Annotated in this window: 12 protein-coding genes; 9 read left to right on the top strand and 3 right to left on the bottom strand. The window is 63.7% G+C overall.

Annotation, left to right across the window (positions count from 1 at the left end; genetic code table 11):
- The first annotated feature begins 23 nt into the window (after positions 1 to 23).
- From dctP to MSG32_RS06420, 4 genes are all read left to right on the top strand, one after another.
- Complete coding sequence (dctP, locus tag MSG32_RS06435) at positions 24 to 1,052, top strand: TRAP transporter substrate-binding protein DctP (protein ID WP_054555987.1); 1,029 nt, start codon at positions 24 to 26, stop codon at positions 1,050 to 1,052.
- Between the two features lie 214 nt (positions 1,053 to 1,266).
- Positions 1,267 to 1,833, top strand: coding sequence for a TRAP transporter small permease (locus MSG32_RS06430; RefSeq protein ID WP_248378766.1), 567 nt, complete (start codon positions 1,267 to 1,269; stop codon positions 1,831 to 1,833).
- Positions 1,830 to 3,107, top strand: coding sequence for a TRAP transporter large permease (locus MSG32_RS06425; protein WP_192838143.1), 1,278 nt, complete (start codon positions 1,830 to 1,832; stop codon positions 3,105 to 3,107). The genes MSG32_RS06430 and MSG32_RS06425 overlap by 4 nt, the downstream gene beginning before the upstream one ends.
- 6 nt (positions 3,108 to 3,113) lie before the next feature.
- Positions 3,114 to 3,875: a M15 family metallopeptidase gene (locus tag MSG32_RS06420; protein ID WP_248378764.1), complete on the top strand. Its 762-nt coding sequence runs from the start codon at positions 3,114 to 3,116 to the stop codon at positions 3,873 to 3,875.
- A gap of 126 nt (positions 3,876 to 4,001) precedes the next feature.
- Here MSG32_RS06420 and MSG32_RS06415 read toward each other — a convergent pair whose 3' ends face one another.
- Positions 4,002 to 5,279 (bottom strand): Zn-dependent hydrolase, encoded by a 1,278-nt coding sequence (locus MSG32_RS06415; RefSeq protein WP_248378763.1) that lies wholly within the window; start codon positions 5,277 to 5,279, stop codon positions 4,002 to 4,004.
- 123 nt (positions 5,280 to 5,402) lie between these two features.
- Positions 5,403 to 6,239: an FCD domain-containing protein gene (locus tag MSG32_RS06410; RefSeq protein WP_248378760.1), complete on the bottom strand. Its 837-nt coding sequence runs from the start codon at positions 6,237 to 6,239 to the stop codon at positions 5,403 to 5,405.
- 229 nt (positions 6,240 to 6,468) lie between these two features.
- On the opposite strand from MSG32_RS06410, the gene MSG32_RS06405 reads away from it, so the two are divergent.
- Positions 6,469 to 7,902, top strand: a complete 1,434-nt coding sequence (locus MSG32_RS06405) for an FAD-dependent oxidoreductase (RefSeq protein ID WP_248378757.1) — start codon at positions 6,469 to 6,471, stop codon at positions 7,900 to 7,902.
- 202 nt (positions 7,903 to 8,104) lie between these two features.
- Here the strand turns inward: MSG32_RS06405 and MSG32_RS06400 are convergent, their stop codons facing one another.
- Positions 8,105 to 9,331, bottom strand: a complete 1,227-nt coding sequence (locus tag MSG32_RS06400) for an alpha-hydroxy acid oxidase (RefSeq protein ID WP_248378755.1) — start codon at positions 9,329 to 9,331, stop codon at positions 8,105 to 8,107.
- Between the two features lie 258 nt (positions 9,332 to 9,589).
- On the opposite strand from MSG32_RS06400, the gene MSG32_RS06395 reads away from it, so the two are divergent.
- From MSG32_RS06395 to MSG32_RS06380, 4 genes are read left to right on the top strand one after another with little or no spacing between them, the layout of a single operon-like run.
- Positions 9,590 to 11,410, top strand: coding sequence for an aminoglycoside phosphotransferase family protein (locus MSG32_RS06395; protein ID WP_248378752.1), 1,821 nt, complete (start codon positions 9,590 to 9,592; stop codon positions 11,408 to 11,410).
- Positions 11,403 to 12,305 (top strand): GAK system ATP-grasp enzyme, encoded by a 903-nt coding sequence (locus tag MSG32_RS06390; RefSeq protein WP_248378749.1) that lies wholly within the window; start codon positions 11,403 to 11,405, stop codon positions 12,303 to 12,305. The genes MSG32_RS06395 and MSG32_RS06390 overlap by 8 nt, the downstream gene beginning before the upstream one ends.
- Positions 12,302 to 13,495, top strand: coding sequence for an HprK-related kinase B (locus MSG32_RS06385; protein WP_248378746.1), 1,194 nt, complete (start codon positions 12,302 to 12,304; stop codon positions 13,493 to 13,495). The genes MSG32_RS06390 and MSG32_RS06385 overlap by 4 nt, the downstream gene beginning before the upstream one ends.
- Positions 13,496 to 13,497: 2 nt before the next feature.
- Positions 13,498 to 14,490, top strand: coding sequence for an NUDIX domain-containing protein (locus tag MSG32_RS06380; RefSeq protein ID WP_248378744.1), 993 nt, complete (start codon positions 13,498 to 13,500; stop codon positions 14,488 to 14,490).
- The last annotated feature ends 116 nt before the right edge of the window (positions 14,491 to 14,606 follow it).

Raw genomic sequence — 14,606 nt, 5'->3', positions numbered from 1 at the left:
TACAACAACAAAAGGGAATCCACATGTCCTTGTCCAAGACATCTCTGCTGCGCAAGACGCTCACCGGTTCCACTCTGGCGCTCAGCCTGCTGGCGGCCAGCGTGCAGGCCCAGACCATCAACCTCAGCTACAACGGTGCACCGGATGCCGACAAGAACGCGGTGCATGTCTTCGCCAGCAATCTGAAGACCCTGGTGGAAGAGAAGACCGACGGCGAGCTGGAACTCAAGCTCTATCCCAACAGCATGCTGGGCGAGGAGCAGGAGCGCATGGAGCAGGTGATCAGCGCCCCGAACCTGAACATCGCCTCCTTCGCGGGCATGGCCCCCATCGTGCCGGAAGTCTATGTCAGCGCGACGCCGTTCATGTTCGACGGCTTTGATGAGGCGCGCCGTTTCTTCGATGAGGGTCAGTACTGGCAGCAGGTACAGCAGCTGTTTAGCGAGCGCACCAATGGCGCCGAGATACTGGCCGTCGTGGAGGAAGGGGGCTTTCTGGCCTTCACCAACGACAAGCGCCCGATCACCAGCCCTGATGATTTCGAAGGCCTGCGTTTTCGCGCGATGGACCCAAGCCAGGTAGCGCTCTACGAGGCCTTCGGCGCCTCGGGCACGCCGATTCCGTGGACGGAGGTCTACATGGCGCTGCGCACGGGGGTGGCGGATGGTCAGATGAACCCGCCGATGTACATCCTGCTGGGCAGTCTGCAGGAAGTGCAGAAGTACCTGACACTGGCCAACATCCAGTATTCCGATCAGTTCCTGGTCGCCAATGGTCAGCTGCTCGAGAGCCTGTCGGACGAGGAGCGCACGGCACTTCTCGAGGCGGTTCAGGAAGCCAATGCCCAGGCCCGTCAGGACAACCAGAGCCAGGTCGAGTCACGCATCGCCTCGCTGGAAGAGCAGGGCATGCAAGTGATCCGTCCCAGTGAGGCTGATCTCGAGGCATTTCGCAGCAAGGGCCAGCCGGCCTACCTCGAGTGGCTCAAGAGCCAGGACATCGCGCCAGAGCTGATCGACACCGCCATGAAGGATGCCGGCCTTTCTTCGTGATGGTCTGTTGCGATGGTCTTTCGATATGGCTTGTCGCGATGGTCTGTTGCGATGGCCCTTCGAGATGACCTGACACGCTGACTCGGTGAAAGGCGAGTGACGCTCAAGTATCAGCGAGCATCCCGCTGCGGTACCCGGTGCCCGGGCAATGACAGTCCGGGCATCGAGGCTCTGAATTTCCCTCCTTGCTGGTGGATTGCGGTAAATGACTTCCATGACTCCTTCACGACAGTCTTCCCTGCGGGAAGGCCTGCTGCTTGCCTGTGGCCGCGTGACACTGGCGATAGCGGCGGTACTGCTGGCTTCCACGGTGCTGATCATGCTTTACGGCGTGGTGATGCGCTATGTACTGGGCGGCGCGCCCATCTGGGTCGATGAGCTGACCCGCTATCTCATCATCGCCAGTGTCATGCTGGCAATCGGCGTCGTCTGGGCAGAAGGGGCGCACATGCGCGTGGCGCTGCTGGAACGGCGTCTGCCTCCGCGCATGGCCACGGCGCTGGTCCATTACCAGTGGTGGCTGACGCTCGTGCTGATGGCGGGCGCGACCTGGATGACCTGGCACTACGCCATGTCGGCAAGCATGTTCCGCACCATGGGGCTGGGCGTCAGCCGCAGCGTGCCGATGCTGTCGATGCCGATCGGCTTCGCGCTGATTACGCTGCAGGTACTGCTGCATGGCCCACGGCCACTGACATCCCCGGCGCTTGAGATCGCGCCGGACGCGGAGGTCGACGAATCTGCGACACACGATGACAGGACAGGAGGGCCACGCACATGATCTGGGCAATGTTGGCCATCTTCGTCGTGCACGTGCTGCTGGGCCTGCCGCTGTTTCTCTCCCTGCTCGTCACCGCCGTGACCGGCTTTCTGTTCGTCGATATTTCGATGCTGGAGCGCCTCGGGCCGCAGCAGTTCTTCGGTGGCATCAATGCCTTCTCGCTGATGGCGATTCCGCTGTTCATTCTCGCCGGCAACCTGATGAACATCAGTGGCCTGACCGAACGCCTCATGCGTCTGGCACGCCTGATGGTCGGACATCTGCGCGGTGGCATGGGCCATGTCAACGTCGTCTCCAGCGTGTTCTTCGCCGGCGTCAATGGCTCAGCGGTCGCAGATACTTCCGCGCTGGGCTCGCTACTGGTGCCGGCCATGCGCAAGGAGGGCTATTCGACTTCCTTTGCCGCGGGTCTGACGGCGGGCAGCTCGTTGATCGGGCCGATCATCCCGCCCAGCATCTTCATGATCCTCTACGCCTCGCTGACCAACACCTCCGTGGGCAGCCTGTTCCTCGCCGGTGTCGTACCCGGTCTGGTGCTGGCGGTGGCATTCATGGCGATGAATGCCTGGTATGCCCGGCGTCATGGTCTGCAGGCACGTGGCCAGGCACCGGCGCGTCGCGAAGTGATCGCGGCGATCATCGGGGCACTGCCTGCGCTGGTGGCACCGGTGATCATCGTCTCCGGTATCGTGCTGGGCATCGTGACCCCGACCGAATCCGGCGCCTTGATCGTGGCCTATGTGCTGCTCTGCGGCTTGTGCCAGGGGCCGCTAAAGCTTGTCGAGGTGTGGGGGGCCATCAAGGACACGGCCCGCCTGACCAGCGCCATCTTCGTGATCATGGCGGTGTCGTCCATCGTCAGCTGGCTGCTGTCCTATGCCCAGGTGCCCAATCAGTTCGTGGCATTGCTGACACCCTATATCGACAGCCCGATCCTGATCCTGTTGCTGCTCAGCGCCATCACCTTCGTCACCGGCATGTTCATGGAGGAAGTCTCGGCCTTGATGCTGCTGACGCCGATCTTCGTGCCCGTGGCCATGGCCGCCGGCATCGACCCCGTGCACCTGGGTGTCATCATCACGCTCAATATCACCATCGCGCTGATCACGCCGCCGATGGGCGCCTGCGTGTTCGTGGCCGCCGCGGTCAGCAAGCTCGAGATCACCTCGCTGTTTCGCACCATCTGGCCGTTCGTGCTGGTGGCGGTCGCGGTGCTGCTGATGCTGATCATCTTCCCGCCTCTTACCCTGTGGTTGCCGACCCTGTCTGGATAACAACTCATGACGTCAACATTGAATCGCCCAATTCCCCCCATCCCGAGTCATGACGAGCCGGACTGGACGCAGGTCAGCCGAATCCCCGTCAAGGGTTGTGACAGTACTCTGGTGCCGACCAGCCTCGGGCCGTCATGTCTGAAGGTCTATCCCGCCTACGCGCGCCTCGGTATCCCCGGGGCGGTCAATGAATGTCTGGTGCGGCGTGCGGTGTATCAGCGCCTGTTGCAGGCCGCGCGCGCCTTGCCGCAAGGGCTGTCGTTGGTGGTGATGGATGGCTGGCGTCCCTGGCGGGTGCAGCAGTATCTGTTCGAGACGCTGTATCAGTCGCTCAAGACGCATGACCCCGAGCTTGATGAGCCCCAGCTGCTGGCGCGTACGCGCGAATTCGTCTCGCTGCCCAGCCGTGACCCGGACGCGCCGAGTCCGCATCTCACCGGCGGCGCCGTCGATGTCACCCTGTGTGACGCTGATGGCTTGCTGCTCGAGATGGGGACGCTGTTTGACGAGGCGACCCCCGAGTCCCACGCCGATCACTTCGAGCGTCATCCGCCTGCCGGCGATACGCCCCAGGCCGAGGCACGTGACAACCGGCGTCTGCTCTATCACGTCATGACCGAAGCCGGATTCACCAATCTGCCCAGCGAATGGTGGCACTTCGATTTCGGTGATCAGCTCTGGGCCTGGTACCGCGGCGAGCCCGAGGCGCTGTTCGGTCCGGCGGAGATGGACAGCATCGAGAGTCTCTGGAAACGCTCACTGGCGTGAAGGTGTCAGAGCATGCCTGACAGCCGCTGACCTGCAAGACACGAAAGCCCCGCTCGATGGCGACTCGAGCGGGGCTTTCTTTTCAGCAGCTTATGCGATCAGCGTTCAGCGGGCCGTGCCTGATGCTCAGCTGACGATCTCGGCCTGATCGAGCATGGCATGGAAGAGCACGTTGCAGCCGGCGTGCAGGTCCTTGGGCGCGGCGTTCTCGATCTCGTTGTGGCTGATGCCGCCTTCGCAGGGCACGAAGATCATGCCGGCGGGGGCGATACGGCCCATGAAGATGGCGTCGTGGCCGGCGCCGCTGACGATGTCGAGATGCGAGTAGCCGAGCTGGCTGGCGGCATTGCGCACCGCGTTCACGCAGTTGTCGGCGAAGTGTTCCGGCACGAAGTCGGCGGTGGGGGTGAGCTCGTAGGTCAGGCGATGCCGCTGGCTGACGGCTTCGACGACTTCTTTCAGCTCCGCGACCATCGCGGTGAGGGAGTCGGGTTCCAGTGAGCGCAGGTCGATGGTCATGTTGACCTGTCCGGGGATGACGTTGCGCGAGCCCGGGTGGACCTGCATCACGCCCACGGTACCGCGACCATGCGGCGCGTGATCGATGGCGATGCGATTGACGGCGACGGTGATCTCGGCCGCGCCAAGCATGGCGTCCTGGCGCAGTGACATGGGCGTGGGGCCCGCGTGCGCCTCCTGACCGGTCAGGGTCAGATCGAACCAGCGCTGGCCCAGTGCGCCCATCACCACGCCTATGGTGGTCGCTTCATCTTCCAGAATCGGGCCCTGCTCGATGTGGCTCTCGAAGAAGGCGCGCACGTTCTCGCGGGAGATCTCATCGCTGCCGCGATAGCCGATGGCGTCCAGTGCCTCACCGGCGGTCACGCCGTCGCTGTCCTGCTGGGCGAGCATCTCATGCAGTGACAACTGGCCGGTATGCACGCCGGACCCCATCATGCAGGGCGCGAAGCGACAGCCTTCTTCATTGGTCCAGACCACCACTTCCACCGGGCAGCGGGTCTTGATGTCGTGCTGGTTGAGGCTGCGCAGGACCTCAAGCCCGGCCATCACTCCGAAGCAGCCATCGAACTTGCCGCCGGTCGGCTGGGTGTCGATGTGGCTGCCGGTCATCACCGCCGGTGCGTCCGGATCGGTGCCGGCGCGGCGCGCGAAGATGTTGCCGATGGCATCGATACGGATCGTGCAACCCTCGGCCTTGCACCACTGAATAAAGAGGTCGCGCGCCTGGCGGTCCAGCTCGGTCAGCGCCTGGCGGTTGACGCCGCCCTTGGGCGTGGCGCCCAGCTCGGCCAGGGTCATCAGTGATTGCCACAGGCGATCGCTGTCGGTGCGCAGCTCGCTCAGGGTATTCGCGGGCGATGTGTCCATCTGGGCAGTGGTCATCGGCTTCATCCTCTCGTGGATATTGTTGTTGTGCTTCCGGTTCCGCTCTCGGTTCTGCTCTTGTATCAATTCCGCTCTTGTTTTGGGCTCCGCTCCTGTTTCGGTCCAGGCTTCGGCTTCGGGTCAGGTTCTGCTGTCGGCCATCAGCTGCGCGGGGGTGACGAGCAACTGGTCGGCCATTTCCACCTCGAGTGCCGTCATGTGGTGCTCGGCATCCTGCATGTGTTCTGTCATGAGCTGTCTGACCTGCTTATGGTCCTCGTGGCGAAACGCCGTGATCAGGCCGGAGTGGTAATGCTGATTGGCCTGGTCGAACTGCTTGCGCTCCGGCAGGTAGGCCTTCTTGATGACGACCAGCTCATGCAGCATGTCGTTGAGGAACTGGCACATGAAGCTGAGCAGCGGGTTGGGGCAGGCGCGGGCCAGCACCTGATGGAATTCGATTTCCAGGAAGCGCTGGCGCCGCTGGTCCTCGTCCTGTGGCTGGTGGCAACTGCAGTCATGGACATTGTTCTCGAGCGCCACCAGGTCCTCTTCGCTGAGCAGGCCCACCACCGAGACCGCCATCTCGACTTCCAGCAGTCGGCGTAGCTGATAGACCTGGGCGCCATTGAGCGTCTTGAAATGCAGGAAGCTCCTCAGCATGCGGCTGGCCGGTTCCATGCTTGGCGCATTGAGTACGGCGCCGCCATTGGGCCCCGTCTTCAGGGTGATCAAGCCCTCGACCTCGAGAATCTTGAGGGCTTCGCGCAGCGTGCCCTTGGCGCAGCCGTACTGGGCCATCAGTGCCTTCTCGTTGGGCAGCCGGTCGCCTTCGCTCAACCCATCGCGCACGATGCTGCGCCTCAGGTCATCACTGATCAGCTCGGCCAGCTTCTGCCGCTTGGGCAGGTGGGTGCCGGAGGCGTTGGCACTGGTGCTGGCACGTGAAGTGTCCAGGGGGGAAGGCGATGTCGGCATGCGATGTCCTGAGCGGCAGCGAGTCAGTTATATTTATTCGTATAAATAAGCTTTAGTCGCGGACTCGAGCGCTGTCAAACCCCAAGGTGGCCTCAAGCGTTGCGCAGGCGATCACGCCGATGATGCGTCGCATCAAAGGCAGCGCATTGGCGAAGTCATGCGTGTCAGTCTTGAAAAGCGCCTGGTCTGACATAAGGTTTCTATATTCGACCCCGCTAAAGGAGGCCCTATGGAAACGCATGATCCTCAGCCAACGCGCGACGCCGATATCGTCATCGTCGGTGGCGGTGCCGGCGGACTGGAGCTGGCGGTTCGCCTTGCCAAGGCAGGCCACAAGGACGTCTTGCTGATAGACCGCGACACCAGTCACGTATGGAAGCCACGACTGCATGAGATTGCGGCGGGCCTCGGGCGGCGTCAGGTCGATGAGCTGGGGTATGCCGGTCTGGCCGAGCAGTGGGGGTTCCGCTATGAGTGCGGCACACTCGAAAGCGTGGACCCTGAACAGCGTCAGATCACCCTGGCCGCGATCCTGGGCAGGGAAGATCACGCGAGCGCCGAGGTGCCGGCGCGCGTCAGGGGCTATCGTCAGCTGGTGCTGGCCCTGGGCGGTGTGACGCCGGACATGGGGGTCGAGGGTGTGCTGGAGCATGCCTGCCTGCTGGATTCCCCCGACGATGCCGAGCGCATCGCCCAGCAGTTCTCGCGTGGCCTGCTGGCCAACCATGTGGCGATGGAAACAGCAGCGACAGGCGATGCTGGCGTGTCAGCCAGCCAGGGCGGCGCTCAGGTTGGCACTGAGGGAGGCGCGCAAGATAGTGCCAAGGAGTCCCCGGGGCGGCCGTATCAGGTGGTGATCGTCGGTTCCGGCGCCACCGGTGTCGAACTGGCCGCCTATCTGCATGAGGCGCGTGGCATGCATGACGCCCCTGCACCCAAGGGCGCGCAGGTCGAGATCACGATTCTCGAGGCCACCGAGACCTTCATGCCCGGTGTCTCACAGGAACTGCGCGAGTCGATCCATCAGCGACTCGAGGAGCAGGGCATCAAGATCGAACTGTCTCGTCAGGTCGCCAAGGTGTCCCCCGGCAGTGTCGAGATCAGTGAAGGCGACGAGTCGGTGACGCGGGACGCGGATCTGGTGGTCTGGGCGGCAGGGCGCGTCGGGCCTGCCATCGTCGAGGAAATTGACGTCCTGGAAAGCAACAAGAAGCGTCAATTCACGGTGACGTCTGGGCTGCAATGCCTCGGCCACGACAGCATCTTCGCGCTGGGCGATTGTGCCAACATCGATGAGGCGCCGCTGCCGCCCACCGCTCAGGTGGCCAGCGAGCAGGCCGAGTTTCTCGCCGATGAACTGCCGCGTCGCCAGCAGGGTGAGCCGGCTCAGGCCTTCGAGTTCAAGGACCGCGGTACCTTGCTGTCACTTTCCAGCGCCGGCAGCGTCGGTGAGCTCAGCGGCAAGTTGAGTGACAAGCTGGGCAATGCCCAGGGCAGCAAGGGCAATGATGATCTGCAGGTGAGAGGACGCTTCGCGCGCGCCGCCTATCAAGGGCTGCAGCGCCAGCACCAGTTCCTGCTGCTGGGGCCGCTGAAGGGCTCCGCCGAGGTGGTCAGTGACGTGCTGCGCCGAAGCATGGGGCCGCGTCTCAAGGTGCACTGAGTCTTGAGCGGCTCTAGAGTGTGCCTTGAGCGGGTATTGAGAGGCGCTTGAGTGATTCTGGAGAGGCGCTTGAGTGAGCCTTGAGAGAGTCGCCAGCCAGTGATGACAGGCCGACATGTGCCGTGGTGGATTCCACTGCTGCATGTCGGCCTTGTGCTTTTCCGGGCGTTATTGCTCCGCCGTCGTGTTCAGGAGGTCGTGTTCAGGAGGTCGTGCCCAGCGCGTCATGGGGTTCCTGGCGGCGTGATTCTCGCGCTGCTTCGGCTTCGCTCTGCGAGCTGGCCACCGGATAGGTGCCGGGCCTGAGAATCCGCGTGTCCACGTCATGGATATCACGCAGTCCGCACAGGGCCAGCGTGGTGTCGAGTTCCTTGTGGATGATCTCCAGGGACTTGGTCACGCCTTGTTCGCCCATGGCGCCGAGTCCATAGAGGAAGGCGCGCCCCAGATAGACGCCCTTGGCGCCCATCGCCACCGCCTTGAGCACATCCTGTCCGGAGCGGATGCCGCCGTCCATGTGGACCTCTGTCCTGTCGCCGACTGCCGCGAGAATGTCCGGCAGGGCGGAGATGGAGGAGGCGGCACCATCCAGCTGACGTCCGCCGTGGTTGGAGACGATCACCGCATCGGCGCCTGCCTGCACGGCCAGCTCGGCATCTTCCGGTTCCATGATGCCCTTGATGATCAGCTTGCCGCCCCAGCGGTCCTTGATCCACTTGATGTCGTCCCAGCTCAGGCTCGGATCGAACTGGCTGGCGGTCCATTTCGAGAGGGAACTCAGATTCTCGGCATCCTTCACGTGGCCGGCGATATTGCCGAAGGTGTGGCGCCTGGTCTTGAGCATGCCGGCACACCAGCGCCACTTGGTGGTCAGATCAAGCACGGTCGCCACGGTGGGGCGAGGGGGCACGCTCAGGCCGTTGATCAGGTCCTTGTGGCGCTGGCCGATGATCTGCAGGTCAGCGGTGAGTACCAGCGCGGAACACTCCGCGGCCTTGGCGCGATCGATCAGTCGTCCGATGTAATCCTTGTCGCGCATCACGTAAAGCTGGAACCAGAACGGCCGTGAGCTGACCGACGCGACGTCCTCGATGGAACAGATGCTCATGGTCGAGAGCGTGAAGGGGATACCGAAGTCACTCGCCGCGCGCGCGGCCAGCATCTCGCCATCGGCATGCTGCATGCCGGTCAGGCCAGTCGGTGCGATCGCCACCGGCATGGCCACCTCCTCGCCGAGCATCTTCGTGCGCAGAGTGCGATTGTCCATGTCGACCATCACCCGTTGGCGCAGCCCGATCGCGGCGAAGTCGGCCTCGTTGGCCCGATAGGTGGACTCCGTCCACGAGCCGGAATCGGCATAGTCGTAGAACATCTTCGGCACGCGGCGTTTCGCCAGGCGTTGCAGGTCATTGATGCAGGTGATGGTCATGCGGGTCTCCATCCGTGGTGGGTCGCGCGGGGGCTGGCAGGGTCGCTTGCGCTACTGTCACCGAATCCGGTCTTGTCCAGCTATAGGCGATACGTCTAGGGGGAAGCGTTCGGGTGGTGGAATTCAATGAAAAAACCGCGCTTCAGCCCGGCCGACCACCCACAAGACAGTCGATTCCTCCAGCGCGTGTCGCGGATTGTCATCTTTGCGTGGAATACTATGGCATTGGGATGATTTCCGGGTGGATGGAGAGATGGCATGGATCAGGCCTGGCCTGAAAGCACGCGCGACAACCTTCGATTTCTGTGTTCGGAAGTGGATAGTCAATATGGCTGGCTGCAGGCGTTCGTGTCCGCGCCGACGGCGGCCATGGCGCGCAAGCTGCTGGAGCGCCAGGGGTACGCCGAGAACCTCTGCCAGCGTATCGAACAGGCATGCCCTGAAGCCCGAAACCACAAGCGCTCGCACGCGCGGGCCCGCTTCCAGCAGAGCCTGGTCGAGGTCGCCAGTGGTCTGGCACGGCTCAGTGAGCTGGCGCGCAGTTGTCTGGAACAACTGATTCGCGTCGATGATGTCCAGCTGGTCGATGATGTCGTGCTGGTCAAGTCGCTGCGCCGTGTGCGTCGCGGCATTCTGCGCAGCGAGATGTCGCTGGAGAACGGCTCCCTGTCCCTGGCCCTGAAGCTCGCGCGCAGTCGCGAGAAGCTGAAGCGGGACAGTGAAGGCCGCATCCGGGCACTCACCGGCCAGCTCAAGAAGAAGCGCGCTCCCGCCGAAGACCTGACACATCTGCTGTTCGTGGCCCGTGAAATCAGCCAGATGGGCGAGGTGCTGGGGCAGTTGGGTGAGGCGGTCATCTCGGCAACCCTCGGTCAGTCACTCAACTTCGAGCGCTATGCCTCGCTGACGCACCTGGTCAATGAACTCGGTGATGGCAGTCAGACGGCGGGCGAGATGCGCGTCGACACTTTGGCCGAGACACGTTCCGGCAGCCGGATCTCGGGGATTGCCAGCGAGAAGCCCAGTGAGAGGGCTGTTGAGAAGGTCAGTGACAAGGGCAATGACAAGGGCAAGCCGGCCAACGACAAGCAACAGGGCAGCAAGGCTGGCGAGTCAGGGGGCAGCAAGCAAAAGGGCAGCAAATCCAAGGACCGCAAATCCAAGGACCGCAAGCCAGCCGGTGATCTGCCGCTGACCTCGCCGGAGTATCTGGCCATCTTCAAGGATGGCCTGGGGCGCAAGGTCGAGGAGGAGCGTCAGGGCGTCGAGCGCTGGCACGACATCTATCCCGGCATCGCCCCCCGCATCCTCTCGCATCATCAGCAGGGCGACAGCGCGGCACTCTTGATCGAGCACCTGCCGGGCATGACCCTCGAGCATCTGTTGATCAACGAATCGTCACGCCTCAATCGTACCGCCCAGCAGGCGCTGGTCGAGACGCTACACTCGGTGTGGACCACCACCCGCCGCGACAAGCCGGTCACTGCAGGGCACATGCGCCAGCTGCTCAAGCGGCTGAGTGATGTCTATCAGATCCATCCGGAATTTCGCCACTGCGGTGCCTCGCTGTGTGGGCGCGAGATGCCCTCGCTGGAAGCGTTGATCGAGCAGGCCGCAGGTCTGGAACGTTCGCTCGAGGCTCCCTTCGCCGTCTATATCCACGGCGACTTCAATGTCGACAACATCCTCTTCGATCCGGCGAAGCAGAGCATCCGCTTCATCGATCTTCACCGCTCGGCCTATCAGGACTATGTGCAGGACGTGTCCGTGCACATGGTGTCCCATTACCGTCTGCAATTGACGGATTCGGCGCTGCGGGCCCGTATTCTGGCGCTGGCCCTGAGTTTCGGTCAGCAGATGCGTCGCTTTGCCCATGAGCAGGGCGATACCACCTTTGAATGGCGTCTGGCACTTGGCCTGGCGCGCTCCTTTGCCACTTCGACACGTTTCATCCTCGATGCCGGGCTGGCAGGGCGCATGTTCAACCGCGCACGCTTTATACTCGAGCATGTGCTTGGCGCCGACCCTGAACGGCCGGCCGATTACCGTATTCCCCTGGAGGAGTTGTTCGTTGACTGATTTCAAGATTGGCGTCGTGGGTATTCCCGGCAAGTGGTCGACCGAAGTGCTGGCGGATGCCATCGAAGCACGGACGGGCTTTCGTCTCGTGATCGACATGGCGGCCGTCTCGCTGGACCTGACCCGCAACTGCCTCGAATTCCGTGACTCTGCCGGGGTGCATCATGACCTGACCGAGCTGGACGCCCTGATCGTCAAGAAGATCAGCGCGGAATATTCCCCGGGCAGCCTGGACCGCCTGGAGCTGTTGCGCGTCGCCGAAGCCAGGGGCGTGCGTGTCTTCAGCAGCGCGGAAAGCATGATTCGCCTGATCGACCGCCTGAGCTGCACCGTCACGCTGGCCAATGCCGATATCCCGATGCCGGCCACTCTGGTCACCGAGGACGTGACGGCGGCCTGCGAGGCCGTCAAGCGCTTCAAGGCCGCCGTCTTCAAGCCGCTTTTCTCCACCAAGGCACGGGGAATGTGCATCATCGAGGACACCGGCGATGATGCCGCGCTGGAAGCTGCCGTGCGTGAATTCGCCGCCGAGCACCCGATGATGTATCTGCAGCAGCGCCTCGACCTGCCGGGGCAGGATTACGGCATGGTCTTCGTCGGTGGCCGTTATCTGTGCAGCTACGCCCGTGTCAGTGGGGGCGATGCCTGGAATACCACCATCCATGCCGGTGGCAAGTACGCACCCTTCGAGCCCTCCGAGGAGCTGATCGCGCTGGCGCAGCGTGCCCAGGCGCCGTTCAAGCTCGACTTCACCACCGTCGATGTCGCGCTGACCGCCGATGGCCCGATCATCTTCGAAGTCTCGGCCTTCGGTGGCTTCCGTGGCGCGCTGGAAGGTGCCGGTGTCGATGCGGCCACCGCCTATCTCGATCACGTGATGGAGTGTCTGGCATGAGCGCGACGACCTGTGACAGCCCGGCCAGCCTTGCCACGCTGCCCTTTGCAGAGTGGACGGCCGCCGCCTGCTTCACGGCGCTGACGCCGTCGCGCCAGTGCCTGAGCGAGGCGCTGCTGTTCGAGGTGGATGACTTTCGCCTGTGCGTGAAGACGGACATGCCACGGCTGCTGCAACGTCTGGCGACATATTTTCGCCATTGCGCGCGCATTGTGGCGCTCGACAATGTGCCGAGGGGAGCCAGGCTCGTGCATGTGCTCGAGGCGCCGGCCCTCAAGGACACGCCAGCGGCAGCGAGACTCGGCATCGTGCCCGAGGCCTTCGTCGATTGGATGCCGGAGCCCGGCAAGACACGCCGCAAGGACGCCATCATCGACCTGGCCGACGGGCGCCTGATTCACAAGGTGCGCACGGGCATGGCCTTTCTGCGCAGCAACGACCACAACCTGGCGTTCGGGCCCTGTGAAGACAATGAAAGCCAGGTGATCAACTTCCTGCTCAATCTGCACATGTCGCATCTGCAGCAGAATGACGGCTTGATCTGTCACGCATCGGCGCTGTCGAAGGGCGATCGCGCGGTGGCCATCGCCGCCTTCTCCGGCGGCGGCAAGTCCACCACCATGGTGAAGGCGCTCGACAATCCCGAGTTCGACTTCATCAGCAATGACCGGCTGTTCCTGGACCGCCCCGGGCGGGAGGGAACGCTGCGTGCCCGCGGCGTCGCCAAGTTGCCACGCATCAATCCCGGCACCATGCTCCACAATCCGCGTCTGCGCCCGCTGCTGGACCCCGCGCGTATCGCAGGCTATGAAGCGATGCCGCAAGACGCGCTGTGGGACCTGGAAGAGAAGCACGATCTGATCATCGAGGACGTCTACGGCCCCGGGCGTATCCGCGCCAGCGGCGAGCTTGCGGCCATGGTGATACTCAACTGGACGCGCGGCAGCGAGGCGCCACTCGAGGTGCGCGAGGTCGAGGTCAGCCGCAGCGAAGCGCTGATACGCGCGGTGATGAAGACACCGGGGCCCTTCCACCAGCAGCGGGATGGCCGTTTCGTGCCCAATGGCGCAAGCCTTGATCCCGCGCCGTATCTGGAGCGCCTGGCGGGAACCCGCGTGCTTGAGGTGACCGGGCGCGTGGACTTCGCCGCGCTGGTCGAGAACCACCTGACCCCCTTGCTGGAGGCTTGAACATGCGTCGTGAACTGCTGTTGATGCGCCACGGAAAGTCGGACTGGTCAGTGGCAGCTGACGACTTCCATCGCCCCCTCAAGGAGCGCGGCAAGCGGGGCGCCCAGCGCATGGGAGCCTGGCTTGCCCAGGAGGCGCTGGTACCGGATGCCATCCTGAGCTCGCCGGCCCTTCGCGCGCGCGCCACGGCGGAAAAGTGCGTGAAGTCGATGGGCCTCGGCGTCGACATGATCGAGCTCAAGCCTGCGCTTTACTGCGAGGGCGAGGCGCCGCTGCTCAAGACGGTGCGTGCCTGCCCGGACAGCGTGCAGCGACTGATGATCATCGGCCATAACCCGGCATTGGAAGATGCGCTGGTCTGGCTGACCGGCAAGCGGCCGCGTCCGCCCAAGGAGACCAAGCTGCTGCCGACGGCGGCGGTGGTCAAGCTGACCTTCGAGGGGCGCTGGGAAGACCTGCGCTCCGGCCAGATGAGCCTGGAGCTGATCCAGCGCGTGCGTGCCTTGCCGGATGGCTTCCCCTGGCCATTCCCGGCCGGTGAGGAGCGCCGCGAACGCCCCGCCTATTACTACCGCCAATCGGCCGTCCTGCCCTGTCGTCTGCAGGGGGAAGGCGACGATGCCCAGTGGGAGGTGCTGCTCATCGGCTCTTCCTCCAACCGTCACTGGAGCCTGCCCAAGGGGATCGTCGAGCCGGGCATGAGTCCGCTTGAGTCCGCGCTCAAGGAAGCCCGCGAGGAAGCGGGCATCGAGGCGGAGGCGCTGGACCACGCAGCGCTGGAATTCAGTTACGAGAAGTGGGGCGCTCCGGTCGCGGCCAGTCTGCACGCCGTGAGAGTCGTGCATGAGCAGGAAGAGAGCGAGCGGGAGGAGCCGCATCGCAGTCGGCGCTGGGTGGCGGCGGAGGTCGTGCCGAGCCTGTTGAGGAACCACGAGATGGGGCACGCCGCCATGGCGCTGCTGGCACGGCTTGAGCAGTCGCGTCAGGCGACGTGAGCGCGGGAGACTGGCGCCACCAGCTCCATTGGCGCCACTTGCCCCGTACGAGGCGACGCATGGCGAGGACCGCCAGCATGAATCAATACCGAGTGAAGACGGGAAGAGCGACGGCC

Source organism: Cobetia sp. 1CM21F (assembly GCF_023161745.1).
GTDB lineage: Bacteria > Pseudomonadota > Gammaproteobacteria > Pseudomonadales > Halomonadaceae > Cobetia > Cobetia amphilecti.
Note: the sequence above shows the minus strand (reverse complement) of the source record. Positions and strands in the feature narration are given on the sequence as shown.

What these genes read in the sequence shown, in the direction of transcription:
- dctP (WP_054555987.1), top strand. Translation starts at nt 24, where the DNA reads ATGTCCTTGTCCAAGACATCTCTGCTGCGCAAGACGCTCACCGGTTCC.
- MSG32_RS06430 (WP_248378766.1), top strand. Translation starts at nt 1,267, where the DNA reads ATGACTCCTTCACGACAGTCTTCCCTGCGGGAAGGCCTGCTGCTTGCC.
- MSG32_RS06425 (WP_192838143.1), top strand. Translation starts at nt 1,830, where the DNA reads ATGATCTGGGCAATGTTGGCCATCTTCGTCGTGCACGTGCTGCTGGGC.
- MSG32_RS06420 (WP_248378764.1), top strand. Translation starts at nt 3,114, where the DNA reads ATGACGTCAACATTGAATCGCCCAATTCCCCCCATCCCGAGTCATGAC.
- MSG32_RS06415 (WP_248378763.1), bottom strand. Translation starts at nt 5,279, where the DNA reads ATGACCACTGCCCAGATGGACACATCGCCCGCGAATACCCTGAGCGAG.
- MSG32_RS06410 (WP_248378760.1), bottom strand. Translation starts at nt 6,239, where the DNA reads ATGCCGACATCGCCTTCCCCCCTGGACACTTCACGTGCCAGCACCAGT.
- MSG32_RS06405 (WP_248378757.1), top strand. Translation starts at nt 6,469, where the DNA reads ATGGAAACGCATGATCCTCAGCCAACGCGCGACGCCGATATCGTCATC.
- MSG32_RS06400 (WP_248378755.1), bottom strand. Translation starts at nt 9,331, where the DNA reads ATGACCATCACCTGCATCAATGACCTGCAACGCCTGGCGAAACGCCGC.
- MSG32_RS06395 (WP_248378752.1), top strand. Translation starts at nt 9,590, where the DNA reads ATGGATCAGGCCTGGCCTGAAAGCACGCGCGACAACCTTCGATTTCTG.
- MSG32_RS06385 (WP_248378746.1), top strand. Translation starts at nt 12,302, where the DNA reads ATGAGCGCGACGACCTGTGACAGCCCGGCCAGCCTTGCCACGCTGCCC.
- MSG32_RS06380 (WP_248378744.1), top strand. Translation starts at nt 13,498, where the DNA reads ATGCGTCGTGAACTGCTGTTGATGCGCCACGGAAAGTCGGACTGGTCA.